16 protein-coding genes are annotated in these 15478 nt (G+C 64.1%); 10 read left to right on the top strand and 6 right to left on the bottom strand.

The window, feature by feature from the left end; translation table 11 throughout:
- Nucleotides 1-29 precede the first annotated feature (29 nt).
- Both K8U54_RS05105 and K8U54_RS05100 read right to left on the bottom strand, forming a co-directional pair.
- Nucleotides 30-941 carry a putative 2-dehydropantoate 2-reductase gene (locus K8U54_RS05105; RefSeq protein ID WP_249909157.1) on the bottom strand — a complete coding sequence of 304 codons (912 nt, stop codon included), beginning with the start codon at nt 939-941 and terminating at the stop codon, nt 30-32.
- Nucleotides 938-1900, bottom strand: a complete 963-nt coding sequence (locus K8U54_RS05100; RefSeq protein WP_249909156.1) for a GGDEF domain-containing response regulator — start codon at nt 1898-1900, stop codon at nt 938-940. The genes K8U54_RS05105 and K8U54_RS05100 overlap by 4 nt, the downstream gene beginning before the upstream one ends.
- Nucleotides 1901-2163: 263 nt before the next feature.
- On the opposite strand from K8U54_RS05100, the gene K8U54_RS05095 reads away from it, so the two are divergent.
- A complete protein-coding gene (locus K8U54_RS05095) occupies nt 2164-2643 on the top strand; it encodes a YajQ family cyclic di-GMP-binding protein (protein WP_249909155.1) in 480 nt (159 codons plus the stop codon).
- 114 nt (nt 2644-2757) lie between these two features.
- Entirely contained in the window at nt 2758-3594 is an 837-nt protein-coding gene (locus K8U54_RS05090) for a mechanosensitive ion channel family protein (RefSeq protein WP_249909154.1), read from the top strand.
- Nucleotides 3595-3650: 56 nt separating this feature from the next.
- Here the strand turns inward: K8U54_RS05090 and K8U54_RS05085 are convergent, their stop codons facing one another.
- Both K8U54_RS05085 and K8U54_RS05080 read right to left on the bottom strand, forming a co-directional pair.
- Nucleotides 3651-5195, bottom strand: a complete 1545-nt coding sequence (locus tag K8U54_RS05085) for an AmpG family muropeptide MFS transporter (protein WP_249909153.1) — start codon at nt 5193-5195, stop codon at nt 3651-3653.
- 100 nt (nt 5196-5295) lie between these two features.
- Nucleotides 5296-5664 carry an MGMT family protein gene (locus K8U54_RS05080; RefSeq protein ID WP_249909152.1) on the bottom strand — a complete coding sequence of 123 codons (369 nt, stop codon included), beginning with the start codon at nt 5662-5664 and terminating at the stop codon, nt 5296-5298.
- 132 nt (nt 5665-5796) lie between these two features.
- Between K8U54_RS05080 and K8U54_RS05075 the strand changes: the two genes are divergently transcribed.
- Nucleotides 5797-6801 carry a DUF481 domain-containing protein gene (locus K8U54_RS05075; protein ID WP_249909151.1) on the top strand — a complete coding sequence of 335 codons (1005 nt, stop codon included), beginning with the start codon at nt 5797-5799 and terminating at the stop codon, nt 6799-6801.
- 893 nt (nt 6802-7694) lie between these two features.
- On the opposite strand, the gene K8U54_RS05070 is transcribed toward K8U54_RS05075, so the two are convergent.
- Nucleotides 7695-8453 carry an SDR family oxidoreductase gene (locus K8U54_RS05070; protein ID WP_249909150.1) on the bottom strand — a complete coding sequence of 253 codons (759 nt, stop codon included), beginning with the start codon at nt 8451-8453 and terminating at the stop codon, nt 7695-7697.
- Nucleotides 8454-8765: 312 nt separating this feature from the next.
- Between K8U54_RS05070 and K8U54_RS05065 the strand changes: the two genes are divergently transcribed.
- From K8U54_RS05065 to K8U54_RS05040, 6 genes are all read left to right on the top strand, one after another.
- Nucleotides 8766-9224 carry an FxsA family protein gene (locus K8U54_RS05065; protein WP_070884211.1) on the top strand — a complete coding sequence of 153 codons (459 nt, stop codon included), beginning with the start codon at nt 8766-8768 and terminating at the stop codon, nt 9222-9224.
- A gap of 439 nt (nt 9225-9663) precedes the next feature.
- Complete coding sequence (locus K8U54_RS05060; RefSeq protein ID WP_249909149.1) at nt 9664-9957, top strand: co-chaperone GroES; 294 nt, start codon at nt 9664-9666, stop codon at nt 9955-9957.
- A 48-nt stretch (nt 9958-10005) separates the two neighbouring features.
- A complete protein-coding gene (gene groL, locus K8U54_RS05055; RefSeq protein WP_249909148.1) occupies nt 10006-11646 on the top strand; it encodes a chaperonin GroEL in 1641 nt (546 codons plus the stop codon).
- A 244-nt stretch (nt 11647-11890) separates the two neighbouring features.
- Nucleotides 11891-12109 carry a hypothetical protein gene (locus tag K8U54_RS05050; RefSeq protein WP_249909147.1) on the top strand — a complete coding sequence of 73 codons (219 nt, stop codon included), beginning with the start codon at nt 11891-11893 and terminating at the stop codon, nt 12107-12109.
- 98 nt (nt 12110-12207) lie between these two features.
- Nucleotides 12208-13038: an isocitrate lyase/PEP mutase family protein gene (locus K8U54_RS05045; RefSeq protein WP_249909146.1), complete on the top strand. Its 831-nt coding sequence runs from the start codon at nt 12208-12210 to the stop codon at nt 13036-13038.
- 1 nt (nt 13039) lies between these two features.
- Nucleotides 13040-13729 carry an extensin-like domain-containing protein gene (locus tag K8U54_RS05040; protein ID WP_249909145.1) on the top strand — a complete coding sequence of 230 codons (690 nt, stop codon included), beginning with the start codon at nt 13040-13042 and terminating at the stop codon, nt 13727-13729.
- A gap of 143 nt (nt 13730-13872) precedes the next feature.
- Here the strand turns inward: K8U54_RS05040 and K8U54_RS05035 are convergent, their stop codons facing one another.
- Entirely contained in the window at nt 13873-14277 is a 405-nt protein-coding gene (locus tag K8U54_RS05035) for a hypothetical protein (RefSeq protein ID WP_249909144.1), read from the bottom strand.
- A 144-nt stretch (nt 14278-14421) separates the two neighbouring features.
- Here K8U54_RS05035 and K8U54_RS05030 point away from each other — a divergent pair, with 144 nt between their 5' ends.
- Nucleotides 14422-15168 (top strand): class I SAM-dependent methyltransferase, encoded by a 747-nt coding sequence (locus K8U54_RS05030; protein WP_434060015.1) that lies wholly within the window; start codon nt 14422-14424, stop codon nt 15166-15168.
- Nucleotides 15169-15478 lie beyond the last annotated feature (310 nt).

Here is a 15478-nt window from a genome sequence, read left to right as displayed (position 1 = left end):
GCAGGTGAGGGCGCAGGTTAGCGCGTGACTCAATGGCGCGGCAATCCGTGGCGGTCCAGATGCGCGAGCAGCCGCTGATGCACGGCTTGCAGGTGCGGCAACCGCAGCGCTGCCTGCTCGGCGGCGGCACAGGCGTAGCCGAGCAGGTAGCTGATCTCGGTGCGGCGACCACTGGCGACGTCCTGGTACATGGATGAGTAGTTGGCGGCCGTCGCCTCGATTACCCGCCATACCTCGTGGTGCAGGTCCCGGGCCGCTTCGGCCTGGCCGCTGCCGAGCAGCAGCTGGACGAGCTCGGCACATAGCGCCTCGACCTCGTGGCGGTGGCGCACCAGCTCGCCATTGCGACAGCCATGCAGCACGGTCAGCGGGTTGATGGCGCAGTTGAGCGCCAGCTTGCGCCACAGCCGCGCCAGGATGTCCGGGCTCCAGGTATGGGGAATATGGCCGCGCTGGAGATCGTCCAGCCAGGCTGGTGGCGTGGCATCGAGTGGATCGCCAAGCCAGGTATGGCCCTGGCCGGCGAACACCACGCGCCAGTCGCCATCGCGAAATGCACCCTCGGTGCTGGAGGCCGGCAGGCAGCGGCGGCCGGGTAGCTGCTGCGCGACGTCGTCCTGGCTGCCCAGGCCGTTCTGCAGCAGGATCACCTCCGCCCCCGGCGCCAGCCGGTGAGCGACTGCGGCGATGGCTTCGGCGGCGTCGTAGGCCTTGCAGGCCAGCAGCAGACGGGCGATGGGCGCCGGGTCGCTCAGGTCACTGGCGGCGATGGCGTGCAGGCTGGCCTGGCCCGCTTCGACCAGCGTCAGGCCGCCCGCCTGGCGGTACGCGGCCAGGCGTTGCGGGTCACGGAGAATCAGCTGTACCGGCACCCCGGCGCGCAGCAGGCGGGTGGCCCAGAGGCTGCCCAGGCTGCCGGCGCCGAGTACGTGCCAGCTCATGTGCGTGGCAGGCGTACGGCGGTCACGCGGCCGCTGGCGTGGGCCTCGGGTAGCAGGCGGGTGGCCAGATCGACCAGCTGCTGCTGCTCCATCGGCATGGCCTTGCTGTCCAGCCCGACCACGGCGATACCGGCCTTGAGGCTGATGAAGCCTTCGCTGGTCTTGAAGGCCTTGAGGTTGAGCCCTTCGTGCAGGCGTTTGAAGCTGCTTGGCGAGCACTCCTGAAGGTCTTCGAGCAGGGTGATCAGCGCGAAGTGACGATCGTCCAGGCTGACCAGCACGTCCAGCGGGCGCACCAGTTGTTGCAGGCGTCGGGCGACGCTGCGCAGCAGTTCGTTGTAGAAGGCCTTGCCGTGGCGCGTGCCCAGTTCGTCGGCGCCCTGCAGGCCGATCAGCAGGTAGCACAATGCGCCACCGCGCGACTCCACCTGGCGCAGGCTGTCCGCCATCTTCTGCTTCAAGTAGCGGGTATTGCCCAGGCCGGTCAGCGGGTCGACCAGGTTGCGCTCCTCCAGGCTGGCGATGTTCTGCACCAACAGGGCGTTTTCCTGGAGCAGGCGCTGCAGGGTGCTGCACAGGCGTTCGGCGGCGAACACCCGCGGCAGCAGCTGTTCGTTCATGGCCGACTTGCTGATGAAGTCATCGACGCCGCGGTCGAAGGCTTCGTTGAGCACGTTCTCGCCTTCCTTGCCGGTCAGCAGGATGACGTAGGTGTAATGCTCGGCCGCTTCGTCGAGCTGGCGTACCCGGCCGGTCAGCTCCAGGCCGTCCATTTCGGGCATCAGCCAGTCGGCCAGCAGCACGCTGGCGGGGCGTTGTTCGAGGTTGCTGATGGCTTCGGCAGCGCTGCTGGCGAAGCGAATATCCTGATATCCAGCCTGGCTCAATGCGCGTCCGATCATGGCGCTCGAGAACTTGGCGTCGTCCACCACCAGAATACTGAGATGGGGGTTGGGCATGTTTTTTATGGCACTCGCTGGCAGGAAAACGGGTCGAGGGAAGGGGAGTAACCAATACAACGCCGAGCGGTCTGTATCAGAGCGGATATAATGATCGCGCCAATTTTATCGTCAAGCCATCCGCGCGATTTGCGCAGAACTTATTCACGATCTCGCGAACTGGCGCCCAGCACGATGCGGCTCGCATCGCTGCACAGGTGGCTGCCGGCAAGCGACTCGCGACGCAGTGCTGCCCGCTCGCGCTTTATATCTGGAGGAATTGCATGCCCTCGTTCGACGTGGTGTCGGAGCTGGACAAACACGAACTCACCAATGCCCTGGACAATGCCACCAAGGAGCTGGAGCGGCGCTTCGACCTGCGCGGCAAGTGCAGTTTCGAGGTCAAGGACAAGGCCGTCACGCTGACCGCCGAGGCCGATTTCATGCTCGAGCAGATGCTCGACATCATTCGTGGCTGCCTGATCAAGCGCAAGATCGACAGCCAGTGCATGGAAACCAAGGATCCGTACGCGTCCGGCAAGGTGGTCAAGCAGGAGGTCGAGTTCCGCGAAGGCATCGACAAGGAGCTGGCCAAGAAGATCGTCGCCCACATCAAGGACGCCAAGCTCAAGGTGCAGGCCGCCATTCAGGGCGAGCAGGTGCGCGTCACCGGCAAGAAGCGCGATGACCTGCAGGAATGCATCGCCTCGCTGCGCGGCAAGGATTTCGGCATGCCGTTGCAGTACAACAACTTCCGCGACTGATACCGGGGTTTATTGAACCCCGGCGAACTGCGGGCGTCGCAATTTCGTGAGCGCCCATGCAAACGCCATGGCTTGCCATGGCGTTTTCGTTTGAATTGCTAGAAGGAATGCCCGATGGATATGAGCATCGACCAGCTGGTCGTCATGTCACAGGCCTGGATTCCGGTATTGCTGCAGTACAGCGGCAAGCTGGCCCTGGCTATCGTTACCCTGCTGATCGGCTGGTGGCTGATCAGCAAGCTGACCGGCAAGGTCAGCGCCCTGATGGATGGTCGCAAGGTCGATCGTGCGCTGAGCAGCTTTATCGGCAGCCTGGCGAGCATCGTGCTCAAGATCCTGCTGATCATCAGCGTGGCGTCGATGATCGGCGTGGAAACCACCTCGTTCATCGCGGTGATCGGTGCGGCGGGCCTGGCCATCGGCCTGGCGCTGCAGGGCAGCCTGGCGAACTTCGCCGGCGGTGTGCTGATCATGCTGTTCCGCCCGTTCAAGGCCGGCGATTTCATCGAGGCCCAGGGGATTTCCGGTTCGGTGGACTACATCCAGATCTTCCACACCGTGCTGCGTACCGGCGACAACAAGGTGGTGATCGTGCCCAACGGCACGCTGTCCAACGGCATCATCACCAACCACTCGCGGCAGAACACCCGCCAGGTGCTGTATGACGTGAAGCTCGATTACAACGCCGACCTGGCCAAGGCCCGCGAGGTGCTGCTGGAGCTTTCCAAGGACGCCCGCGTGCACCAGGAGCCGGCGCCGGTGGTGGTGGTGTCCAACCTGGGCGAAACCTCGATCAACCTGTCGCTGCGCATGTGGACGGCCGCTGGCGACTACTGGCCGGTGATCTTCATGCTCAACGAGAGCGTGCGTGATCGCCTGCGTGCCGAAGGCGTCGAGCTGGCGCAGCCACCACGCATGGTGCAGGTGGTGCAGCAGGGCAACGCAGACTGAAAAGGCTGCCAGCCAAAAAATGAAAAAGCCGACGAGAGTCGGCTTTTTCATGGGCTTTATTCCGGTTTTGTGGGCTCGTCGGCAGGCAGCGCGGTGGCCCGATTACCCTGGCGATGCCACTGCAGCAGGATCAGCAGCAGGGTGGGCACGCCCATCAGTGCGGTGATCAGGAAGAAGTCGGAGTAGCCGAACTTCTCCACCAGTACGCCGGAATAGCCGCCGATCAGACGCGGCAGCAGCAGCATGATGGAACTCAGCAGCGCGTACTGGGTGGCCGAGAATTTCAGGTTGGTCAGGCTCGACAGGTAGGCGACGAACGCCGCCGTGGCCAGGCCGGAGCTGAAGTTGTCCGCCGAGATGGTGAAGATCAGCATCTGCAGGTTGGCGCCCATGCCGGCCAACAGCATGAACAGCAGGTTGGTGGCCGCCGACGCCGCGCCACCGATGAACAGGATCGGCATGATCCCGAAGCGCACGATCAGCAAACCGCCGGCACCGGCGCCGACCAGGGTCATGATCAGCCCGAACAGCTTGCTGACGCTGGCGATCTGGTCCTTGGTGAAGCCCTGGTCGATGTAGAAGACGTTGGCCATCACGCCCATCACCGTGTCGGACATGCGGTAGGTGGCTATCAGCCCGAGCAGCAGCAGCGCCTGCCAACGGTAGCGCAGGATGAAGTCGTTGACCGGGGTGAGCACCGGTGCCAGGCCGCGGCGGCCCATCGACGACAGGCACAGGGTGGTGAGGATGGTATAGAGGATGGCGCGCAGGAAGGCGCGGTCCTCGAGCAGCAGGTCCAGCAGGGTGGCTTCGCCGGTTACCAGGCTGGGGAAGTCGGTGTTGTACAGCTGGGTGAACATCGCCGGTACCGACACCAGTAGCACGATCAGCACCAGCACCGAGGCGATCTGGTGGCTGAAACCGTACTTGGCGGCGGCCAGCTGGGTACGCAGGGAGACCGGCGGCTCCTTCATCCACAGGCTGGTCAGCAGGCCCGGCAGCATCAGCAGCGCGAACAGCAGGTAGGTGCCCGCCCAGGCGGCGTGCTGGTAGAGCAGGGTGGTCGAGCCCAGGCCCTCGGCGACGTACAGCGCGCCGGCGGTGGCCAGCAGCGCGGCGACCCGGTAGCCGGCCATGTAGCTGGCGGCCAGGGCAGCCTGGCGGGTGTCGTCGACGATCTCCAGGCGGTAGGCATCGACGGCGATGTCCTGGGTCGCCGAGGCGAAGGCCACCAGCACGGCCAGGGCGATCAGCCAGGTCAGGTGGGTATGCGGATCGCACAGCGCCATGCCGGCCAGGCCGATGGCGATCAGAATCTGCGACAGCACCAGCCAGGAGCGCCGCCTGCCGAGCTTGCCGAGCAGCGGCAGGCGCCACTGGTCGAGCAGGGGCGACCACACCCACTTGAAGGCGTAGGCCAGGCCGATCAGGCTGGCGAAGCCGATGGTCTCCCGCGCCACGCCCGCTTCACGCAGCCACACCGACAGGGTCGAGAACACCAACATGTAAGGCAGGCCGGCGGCGAACCCAAGCACCAGAAGAACCAGTGTCGAGGGGCTGGAGTAGGCGGCGATCGCGTCGCGCCAGCTTTTACGATGCATTGAAGGGAGTCGGCCTGGAGGGAGAAAGCATGAACAAGTGGCGCACTCTAGGGGCTAGGGTCGGGTCAGTGCAAGCCGGTTGCGCCCGGCGCGTCGAGTCTCATGCCTCGTGCTCCAGGGGGCGCCAGCCGTGACGTCGGATATCCACCCGACCATTGTGGGATAGCACCCCTTCGACGCGCAATCGGGCACGTTGTTCAACCCCGCTTGGCGAGTCGGCCGCCAGGCTCAACCGGCCGCCGGCGGCAACCACACGATGCCAGGGCAGGGCGGTGCCGTCGGGCAGTTGGCCGAGGGTCCGGCCGACCCAGCGCGCCGCGCGCCCCAGGCCCGCCAGTGCGGCCAGCTCGCCATAGGTGACCACCTTGCCGGGCGGTACCTGGGCCAGCGCCAGGTACAGCGCATCACGGCGGGCCTGTTGATCGGCGTCGGCCAGCGGCGCGCTGTAATCGGTCTGTCGTGTCGGCATGGCAGGCTCCTGTCGCCGCGGAGTCAGGGGCCTCGATGAACTCGAAGCATTTCCGTCGGTCATTTCTTGCTCAAATATCGGGTATGCGGATAATGCCCGATTTACCGCGAACCGGAGCGACAGCATCCGCTTATGTTTACTCGTACCTTGTTGTGCCTGGGCCTCAGCGTCGCCACCACACCGCTGCTGGCCGATACCGTATGGATGAAAAACGGCGACCGCCTGACCGGAACCATCAAGGTTCTCGACGGTGGCAAGCTGCTGCTGGAAACCGACTACGGTGGTTCCATTCCGCTGGACTGGAAAAAGATCGCCACCCTCGACAGCGCTCAGGAGCTGCTGGTCAAGGAGAACGAAATCACCGGTGAGCGTGCCAAGTCGCTGCAGGCCGCCGATTCCGGCAAGGTGACGCTCGCCAATGGCGATGCACCGAAGACCGTCGAGCTGGCCAGCATCAAGCAGATCATGAAGCCCAAGCCCTTGGTCGAAGACTTCATGTGGAAAGGCAACGTCGACGTGGCCATGGACTACAAGCGCGCCGAGAGCGACACCGACGACTACGACGTCGACCTCAAGACCCAGGCCCGCCATGGCAAGTGGCGTCACAATGCGACGGTCGACTACAACCGCGAACTGCGCAACGACGTGGTCAGCACCGACAACTGGGGCACCGAGTACGCCCTGGACCGTTTCCTCGACGAACAGTGGTTCTGGCAGGGGCGCTTCGAATACAAGCGCGACCAGATCGAGGATCTCGAGCGGCAGCGTACGGTGGGTACCGGTCCGGGTTACCAGTTCTGGGACAACGAGCTGGGTGCGTTTTCGGTTGCCGGTCTGCTCAACCGTTCCGACTATGAGTACGCCAACGGCGAGAAGGACAACTTCTACGCCATCAGTATGCGTTGGGACTACAACCGTTACCTGATCGGCAAGACCTTCGAGCTGTTCAGCACCGGCGAGGTGGGCAAGCCGCTGGCCAGTGCCGCCGACTACGCGCTGGATGCCGAAGTGGGCCTGCGCTACAAGGTCACCGACTGGGCCTCGTTGAACATGAAGGCATCCAAGGACCAGGTCAGTGGTTCGGAAGGCGACAAGGATGAAACCCGCTACACCATCGGCTTCGGGGTGGGTTGGTAACCTGGTTTGCCGCAACGCTGAAAAGAGCCCCGCCTGCGTGCGGGGCTTTCTTATGGCCGCATAGTTTGGGAAGAGTGGGGGGACACCGGACTGGCAAGTTTGTGTGCGTATCACTTACTGGCTTGGCACTATCCATTAACGCGTCCACTGACCCTTTGTGTTGCGCCCCTTACGGGCGCCACACCTTGATTCGCTGCGCTCACCCTGCGGGCCAGCCTGTGGCTGTTACTGCGCTTCGCTACGTCTCTTTGCTTGCCCAAGAAAGGTGTGCCAAAGAAGGGCACCCCGACATCCGGGTTTCGCTGCGCGAAACTTCCCTCGCTCCGGCGCCGCTCCGGGGGGCGGCTTACATGGGCCATCCCTGGCCCATTAAGCCTCTCGCCGCATCCATGCGGCTCGCTCCCCTACGCAACACCTCCACTCGGCCTCCTGAAGGGGACCATGTCGCGAGCTTGCGACATCTGCGCAAGATCAAAGTCGGTAGCGTTTGGCTTTTGCTCTTGAAGCGCGATTTCACAGACGACGCCTAAATCCCCTTCAGGAGGCCGAGTGGAATCACCGTGGAAGGGGTTGAGCGACATGGATGTCGCGAGAGCCGCGATGGCCGGGGCCGCCTAGGCAGGGATGGCCCTTCGCGGCGTGCCCCTGGAGCGGTGATGGAAGGAGGGAACCCCGGCGCAGCCGGGGCCGGATGGTGGGGTGCCCTTCTCTTTGGTTACTTTCTCTTGGGCAAGCAAGAGAAAGTGACTCGCCCGTAAGGGGCGAAACCCATCAGACCAGGCGACGGGGTAATGGAGAGTGCCAAGCCATCGACAACGAACGCTTTATTGCCAGTCCGGTGTCAAGCCTATCCTCCCCGCGAAAATGCGAAGAATCTTTTTATGGCCGGCATGCTACAGGCGCACACCGCCGTCGAGCTCGAGAATGCGCCCGGTGAAATACTCGTTCTCCAGCAGAAAGGCGATGGCGTGGGCGATCTCTTCCGGTTTGCCGAGGCGCTTGAGCGGAATCACCTCGGTCATGCGCTGCAGGGCCTCGGGCTTCATGCCGGCGACCATGTCGGTTGCGATGAAGCCCGGTGCCACGCCGGCCACGCGGATACCGTAGCGCGCCAGCTCGCGAGCCCAGACCACGGTATCGGCGGCCACCGCGGCCTTGGCGGCCGAGTAGTTGGCCTGGCCGATGTTGCCGGCCCGCGATACCGAGGAAATATTGATGATCGCCCCCTCGTTCTGCAGCTCGATCATCTTCGCCGCCACCTCCCGGGTGCACAGGAACACGCCGGTCAGGTTGACGTCGATCACCGACTGCCACTGGGCCAGGCTCATCTTGCTCATCTCGCCATCCTTGACCTTGATGGTTAGGCCGTCGCGCAGGATGCCGGCATTGTTGACCAGGCCATGGATCGAGCCGAAATCCTCGGCGATCTGGGCGATGGTCTGGGTGACCTGCTCTTCGCTGGCCACGTTGCACAGGTAGGTGCGCGCCTGCACGCCCAGCGCCCGGCAGGCCGCCGCGGTTTCATCGAGTTTTTCCTGGTTGAGGTCGACCAGTGCCAGGCGCACGCGACGCCCGGCGAGGTACTCGGCCATGGCGCGGCCGAGGCCCTGGCCGCCGCCGGTGATGATGATGACTTTGTCTTCGAGTTGCATGCCAATACCCTTGAATGAAAGAGTCGAACGGGTCATACCGGTAAGGGCGCCGCCGCCGGTGTGGCCGCGCGCCCGGGCCGGTCGACTGCCATGACGTACGGGGGCAGCATAGAGCGCGACACGGGGCTGGCACCAGCGCCATGGAGACGAGCCTCAACATCCTGTAACAGCCTGGCCGGCCTGCGCGGGGCCTCGCGTCGCCTGGCGTTGAACGCGCCGCCAGCGGGTGAAGTCCAAGCTTCAGCTTGAATTAAGCGCAACACCCCATATTTCTCTCCTACTGGAAGGTGTTCTTCCGTCAAGGAAACCGCGATGCGCATTTTCATGTTGTTGTTCCTGCTGTTCCCGATCCTCGAGTTGGCCGTGCTGATCTCGGTGGGCAGCGCCATCGGCGTGCTGCCGACCATTGCCCTGGTGATCCTCACCTCGATCTTCGGTGGCCTGATGCTGCGCATTGCCGGGATCACCACCGCCTGGCGTGCCCGCGAGCGCCTGGCCCGCGGCGAAATGCCGGATCAGGAAGTGCTGCAGGGGCTGATGATGGCGGTCGGCGGCGGCCTGCTGCTGCTGCCGGGTTTCATCAGCGACGTCATCGGCATTCTCTGCCTGCTGCCGTTCACCCGCCGCTGGCTGGTCGAGCGCGTGCGCCAGCGCGCCGCCGAGCAGGCCGCGCGGCAGCGGGCCTTCGCCGATGACCTGGCAGCCCGTAATGGCCAGCCCGGTGCCCACAAGCCGAACGTGCTGGAAGGCGAGTACGAGCGCCGCGAGTAATCGCCTAGAACCTGTTCGCGATCTGCTGCGCGTCGGCGCTCCTGCGTTAAAACAAGCTGGATTGCCAGCCCAGTCGGAATGCTCATTACCACTCGTAAACTTCGCTTCCTCGCTTGTTTTTGCGGGGGCGCCTAGCCCGTGGATCGCTCTAGCTCGCGAGATAGTGAACAGGCTCTTAGCCGTCGTCCACAGCCCCGGCCGGAGCGATCTGGCCGGGGCTGTGCGTTTTCAGGCGGGCCGATCGGCTGAACCGCACGCGTAAAAAATTTACCGCCTCGCCCTTGAATTGCTATTCGTCGACCTTATGTAGCGGTCACCGCAAGGTTTTTCGGCGCTTGCCGCGCTGAAACATATTTCGGCGTCACGTGTAATGCGCAGCGCCACGATCCTGCCGGTGAGAGCACCGGTTGATGTCAACAACTATTGGGAGAGATCGACAATGAAGCTTCGTCCTTTGCATGACCGCGTCGTGATCCGTCGCAGCGAAGAAGAAACCAAAACCGCTGGCGGTATCGTGCTGCCGGGCTCGGCTGCCGAGAAGCCGAATCAGGGCGAAATCGTTGCCGTGGGTACTGGCCGTGTTCTGGACAGCGGTGAAGTCCGTGCCCTGGCCGTCAAGGTCGGTGACAAGGTGGTGTTCGGCCCTTACTCCGGCAGCAACACCGTCAAGGTCGACGGCGAAGACCTGCTGGTGATGAGCGAGAACGAAATCCTCGCCGTCGTCGACGCCTGATCGCCCGCGAATTTCCGTTTAATCGTCAAGAATTGAGGATCAAATAACATGGCAGCTAAAGACGTAAAATTCGGCGACGCCGCTCGCAAGAAACTGCTGACCGGTGTCAACGTTCTGGCCGACGCCGTCAAGGCCACCCTCGGCCCGAAAGGCCGTAACGTCGTTCTGGAGCGCAGCTTCGGCGCGCCGCTGATCACCAAGGACGGCGTTTCCGTCGCCAAGGAAATCGAGCTCAAGGACAAGATCGAAAACATCGGCGCCCAGCTGGTCAAGGACGTTGCGTCCAAGGCCAACGATGCTGCCGGTGACGGCACCACCACCGCCACCGTTCTGGCTCAAGCCATCGTGACCGAAGGCCTGAAGTCGGTTGCCGCCGGTCTCAACCCGATGGACCTCAAGCGCGGCATCGACAAGGCCACCGCGGCCATCGTCGCCGAGCTGAAGAACCTGTCCAAGCCGTGCACCGACAGCAAGGCCATCGCTCAGGTTGGCACCATCTCCGCCAACTCCGACGACTCCATCGGCAACATCATTGCCGAAGCCATGGAAAAAGTCGGCAAGGAAGGCGTGATCACCGTTGAAGAAGGCTCGGGCCTGGAAAACGAACTGTCCGTCGTAGAAGGCATGCAGTTCGACCGCGGCTACCTGTCGCCGTACTTCATCAACAAGCCGGACACCATGGTTGCCGAACTGGACAGCCCGCTGCTGCTGCTGGTCGACAAGAAGATCTCCAACATCCGCGAACTGCTGCCGGTTCTGGAAGCCGTTGCCAAGGCTGGCCGTCCGCTGCTGATCGTTGCCGAAGACGTCGAAGGCGAAGCCCTGGCGACTCTGGTGGTCAACAACATGCGCGGCATCGTCAAGGTCGCTGCCGTCAAGGCGCCGGGCTTCGGTGATCGTCGCAAGGCCATGCTGCAGGACATCGCCGTTCTGACCGGCGGTACCGTGATCTCCGAAGAGATCGGCCTGAGCCTGGAAAGCACCACCCTGGAGCACCTGGGTCAAGCCAAGCGTGTGGTCCTGAACAAGGAAAACACCACCATCATCGACGGTGCTGGCCAGCAAGTGGACATCGAGTCCCGCGTTGCCCAGATCCGCAAGCAGGTCGAAGACACCACTTCGGACTACGACAAAGAGAAGCTGCAAGAGCGTCTGGCCAAGCTGGCTGGCGGCGTTGCGGTGATCAAGGTCGGCGCTGCCACCGAAGTCGAGATGAAAGAGAAGAAAGCCCGCGTTGAAGACGCCCTGCACGCGACCCGTGCCGCCGTCGAAGAAGGCGTGGTACCTGGCGGTGGTGTTGCCCTGGTGCGTGCCCAGGCCGCTCTGGACGGTCTCAAAGGCATCAACCTGGAGCAGGACGCTGGTATCAGCATTCTGCGCCGCGCCATCGAAGCGCCGCTGCGCCAGATCGTCACCAACGCCGGCGACGAAGCGTCCGTGGTGCTGGACAAGGTCAAGCAGGGTTCCGGTAACTACGGTTACAACGCTGCCAACGGCGAGTACGGCGACCTGATCGAGTTCGGCATCATCGACCCGGCCAAGGTTACCCGTAGCGCGCTGCAAGCCGCTGCTTCCATCGCTGGCCTGCTGATCACCACCGAGGCGATCGTTGCAGAACTGCCGGAAGACAAGGCTGCTCCGGCCATGCCGGACATGGGCGGCATGGGTGGCATGGGCGGCATGATGTAAGCCGACCGGCACCCTGAGCTGCACCGAGAACCCCGCGCCCTGGCGCGGGGTTTTTTATTGTCTGTCATGCAGCCCTGAATGAGCGCCGGGGCTCTGCTCGGCGGGCTTTGGCCGACCCATGCAGGCAGCGCTGACAGCTGCCGTCGCCAAGGGTTTTGACCGTTCGTCTTGTTGTAATCTGTTTCAAGTAATCGTGATCTAGTGTTAGCGGACGCGTTGGTAGCACTATCAAGAGGTTGCGATCATGAGCTTAGGAGTAGTCAGAGGTTTGTTTCTCGTCGCGGCGCTAAGCGTCTCGGCCCTCGCGGCAGCCTCCTGGTATGAGCCGCAGCCCGGGGTCATCAGCAGCAATGGCCGCAGCTATTGCCTGAGCCCCGAACTCAAGCGGGTGACGCCGGTGTCGGCCCAGGCCAACCAGAACCTGCTGTTGCTGGTGATGGGGCTGTCCCAGGGCCTGCGCTGAGCATGGCCCGCCGGTCGGCCTGCTCGCAACAGTGAATTTCTCCCTCCGCTGCGAACTCCGATACCCTGAGCGAACATTCGACCCAGGGGGAGCAGCAGATGTCCATTTACCGTGAGCGTGGCGAACGCCTTCGATCCTTGCACCAGCAGGGTGAGTTGCTGGTTCTGCCCAACCCCTGGGATGCGGGGTCGGCGAAGATGCTCGCGGCGCTCGGTTTCCATGCCCTGGCCACCACCAGCGCCGGGCTGGCCTTTTCCCTGGGGCGGCGCGATGCCGAAGGCGCGGTAAGTCGTGACGAGGCACTGGCCAACGCCAGGGCAATCGTCGAAGCGACGGCGCTGCCGGTGGTCGCCGACCTGGAAAATGGCTACGGCGATGCGCCCGAGCACTGCGCCGCGACCGTGCGGTTGGCGGCGCAGGTCGGCCTGGTCGGCGGCTCCATCGAAGATGCCACCGGCCATGCCGATCAACCGATCTATGCCTTCGACGTAGCGGTAGAGCGCATTCGCGCTTCGGTCGCGGCAGCCCAGGCGCTGGACATTCCCTTCACCCTGACTGCCCGTGCGGAAAACTTCCTGCATGGCCGCGCCGACCTGGACGACACCATTCGCCGCCTGGTGGCCTACGCCGAAGCCGGCGCGGACGTGCTCTACGCGCCAGGGCTGACCACCCGTGAGCAGATCCGGGCGGTGGTCGAGGCCGTGGCGCCCAGGCCGGTCAACGTGCTGGTCGGCTCGCCGAGCCTGACGCTGTCGCTGGACGAGCTGGCGCAGCTGGGCGTCAAGCGCGTGAGCCTGGGCTCCAACCTGGCCCGCGTCGCCTATGGCGCCTTTCTGCAGGCGGCCACCGGGCTGGCCGAACGCGGCGACCTGAGCAGCGCCCGGCAGGCGCTGCCGTTCGACGCCATCAACGACCTGTTCAAGGGCTAGCGTGCGGCAGTTTCTGAGCGCGCTGTTGATCTTCGTGGCGGTTGGCGGTCCGCTGGCGCTGTATCGCCAGTGGATCGACGTGCCACCGCGCTGGAACCCCTGGGCCCCGCTCGACCTGCGTGACACGCCCAACTGGCTGACCGCCTACAAGCTGCGGCGTCTGCAGGGCGACCCCGAGTTATGCCGTACGGTGCTCGATACGTCGGCGCTGCGCTACGTCGCGCTGCCCGACAGCACGCCGGCCGCCGATTGCCCGCTGACCAACACGGTGCGGGTGCAGGGCAGCGACGTGCGCCTGAGCAGCAGCTTTATCGCCACCTGCCCGGTGGCCGCGGCCTTCGCCCTGTTCGAACGCCATGGCTTGCAACCGGCGGCCGAACAGCGTTTCGGCCAGCGGGTGGTGCAGGTCGACCATGTCGGCAGCTTCGCCTGCCGCACCATCGCCGGCAGTCAGCGGCGCAGCCAGCATGCCTCGGCCAATGCCCTGGATATCGTCGGTTTCCGCCTGGCCGATGGCCGGCGCATCAGTGTGCTGCGTGACTGGCCGGGCGAAGATGACAAATCGCTGTTTCTGCGCCAGGTGCAGCAGGCGGCCTGTTCCAGCTTCAATACCACCCTGGGGCCGGACTACAACGCCGCGCACCGTGATCACTTCCATCTGGATATGGGCGGCTTCCGCATGTGCCGCTGAAGGACACCTCTAAAAACTACCTACGTTGCCATCGCAGCGTTAAAAACAGGCTCAAATGCTCATTTACAGCCGTAAACTCCGCTTTTCGCCTGTTTTTGCCTTGCGCTAGCTGCCTCGCCTACGTTTTTTGAGACGCCCTCAACTCAGCGCGACAGGCGGCGTTGCAGGGTCAGGCGGCCCATCAGCAGTTCCCAGGGGGCCAGCGACGCCTGCAGCAATGGGTTGCTGGCGGCATTCTCGGCAGGCGCCAGCAATTGCTGCTGCAGTGCCAGCTCTTCGAGGGGCAGGGCGGCCTCCACAGCGTTCAGCGAGCAGACGAACTGGCGCTGCATCATCACGTCTTCCAGGGTGCGCATGCCGTGCATGGGCGCTTCGTCTGCAGGCGTGGTCGGGGCCGGTGCCGCAGGTGCTGCCAGGGCGCTTTCCATCTCGCGCAATACGCTGCGCAGAATCTGGTCGTACAGCGCCACGCTGGCGCTCGATGGCGTACCGGCTTTCTGGGCGGCTACCCGGGTGTCACCGGGAATATGGGAGATGACCTCGAACATCAGGCGGCTGGCTCTGGCAAACTATCGCTTTCCGGGGTATCGGCCGTTGCCGGCCCGAGTTGAGCCAACGGCCGAGCAAATCCTGCCGCCCCAATCGATGGACGACCCGCAATGACTGAAATACAGCCCGACGTGCGCATTCGCATGGAGGCCCTGGCGCCGCATCTGCAAGCCGGCGCACAGCAGTGGGCGCAGCGCCTTGGCCTGCCGCTGGAAGGCGAAGCCGGCTATGCGCTGCAGTTGGGAGAGGCCGGTTTGCAACTGGTCGAACTGGGCCCTCAGGCGCCAGGCCCGGTGCGGGTGGATTTCGTCGAGGGTGCGGTAGCCCATCGTCGCCAGTTCGGCGGCGGCGCGGGGCAGATGATCGCCAAGGCGGTCGGCATCGCCCAGGGCGTGCGCCCGCGTGTGCTGGATGCCACCGCCGGCCTGGGCCGCGATGCCTTCGTGCTGGCCAGCCTGGGTTGCCGTGTGGACCTGATCGAACGTCAGCCACTGATCGGCGCGCTGCTCGAGGACGGCCTGCGGCGCGCGGCCAGCGACGCAGAGGTCGCGAGCATCGTCGCGCGCATGGGCCTGCTGCAGGGCAACGCCATCGAACTGATGGGCGATTGGCAGGATGAGGCCCCCCAGGTGATCTACCTCGACCCGATGTTTCCCCATCGCGACAAGAGCGCCCTGGTGAAGAAGGAGATGCGCCTGTTCCGCCCCTTCGTCGGCGATGACCTGGACGCACCGGCGTTGCTCGCCGCCGCCCTCGAACTGGCCAGCCACCGCGTGGTGGTCAAGCGCCCGCGCAAGGCGCCGGTCATCGAGGGTGCCAAGCCGGGCTATGCGCTGGAGGGCAAATCCAGCCGCTACGACATCTATCCGCTGAAGAAGCTCACGCCTTAGGGCCTGTAAACGATCCTGCGGGTCGGCTTCGGGGCTTGAACGCAAAGTGGCGCGAGCAGCCTTTCGTAGGGTGGACGACGCTTCATCCGTCCACCGATCTGCATCCGCGATGGTGGATGAAAAGAGCGTCATCCACCCTACGGACTGTGGGAGCGGGCCATGCCCGCTAAAAAATCACGGGCATGGCCCGCTCCCACAGGTACTGCATCAATTTCCGCTTCTGCCTTGTGGCTGCCCTATCAATGTTGACCAAAAAGACCGTGAACAGCTTCCTCAACGAACCGCTCTACGGTCGCCATCCAACCTGAAC

It is taken from the genome of Pseudomonas fulva, assembly GCF_023517795.1.
Lineage (GTDB): Bacteria > Pseudomonadota > Gammaproteobacteria > Pseudomonadales > Pseudomonadaceae > Aquipseudomonas > Aquipseudomonas fulva_D.
Note: the sequence above shows the minus strand (reverse complement) of the source record. Positions and strands in the feature narration are given on the sequence as shown.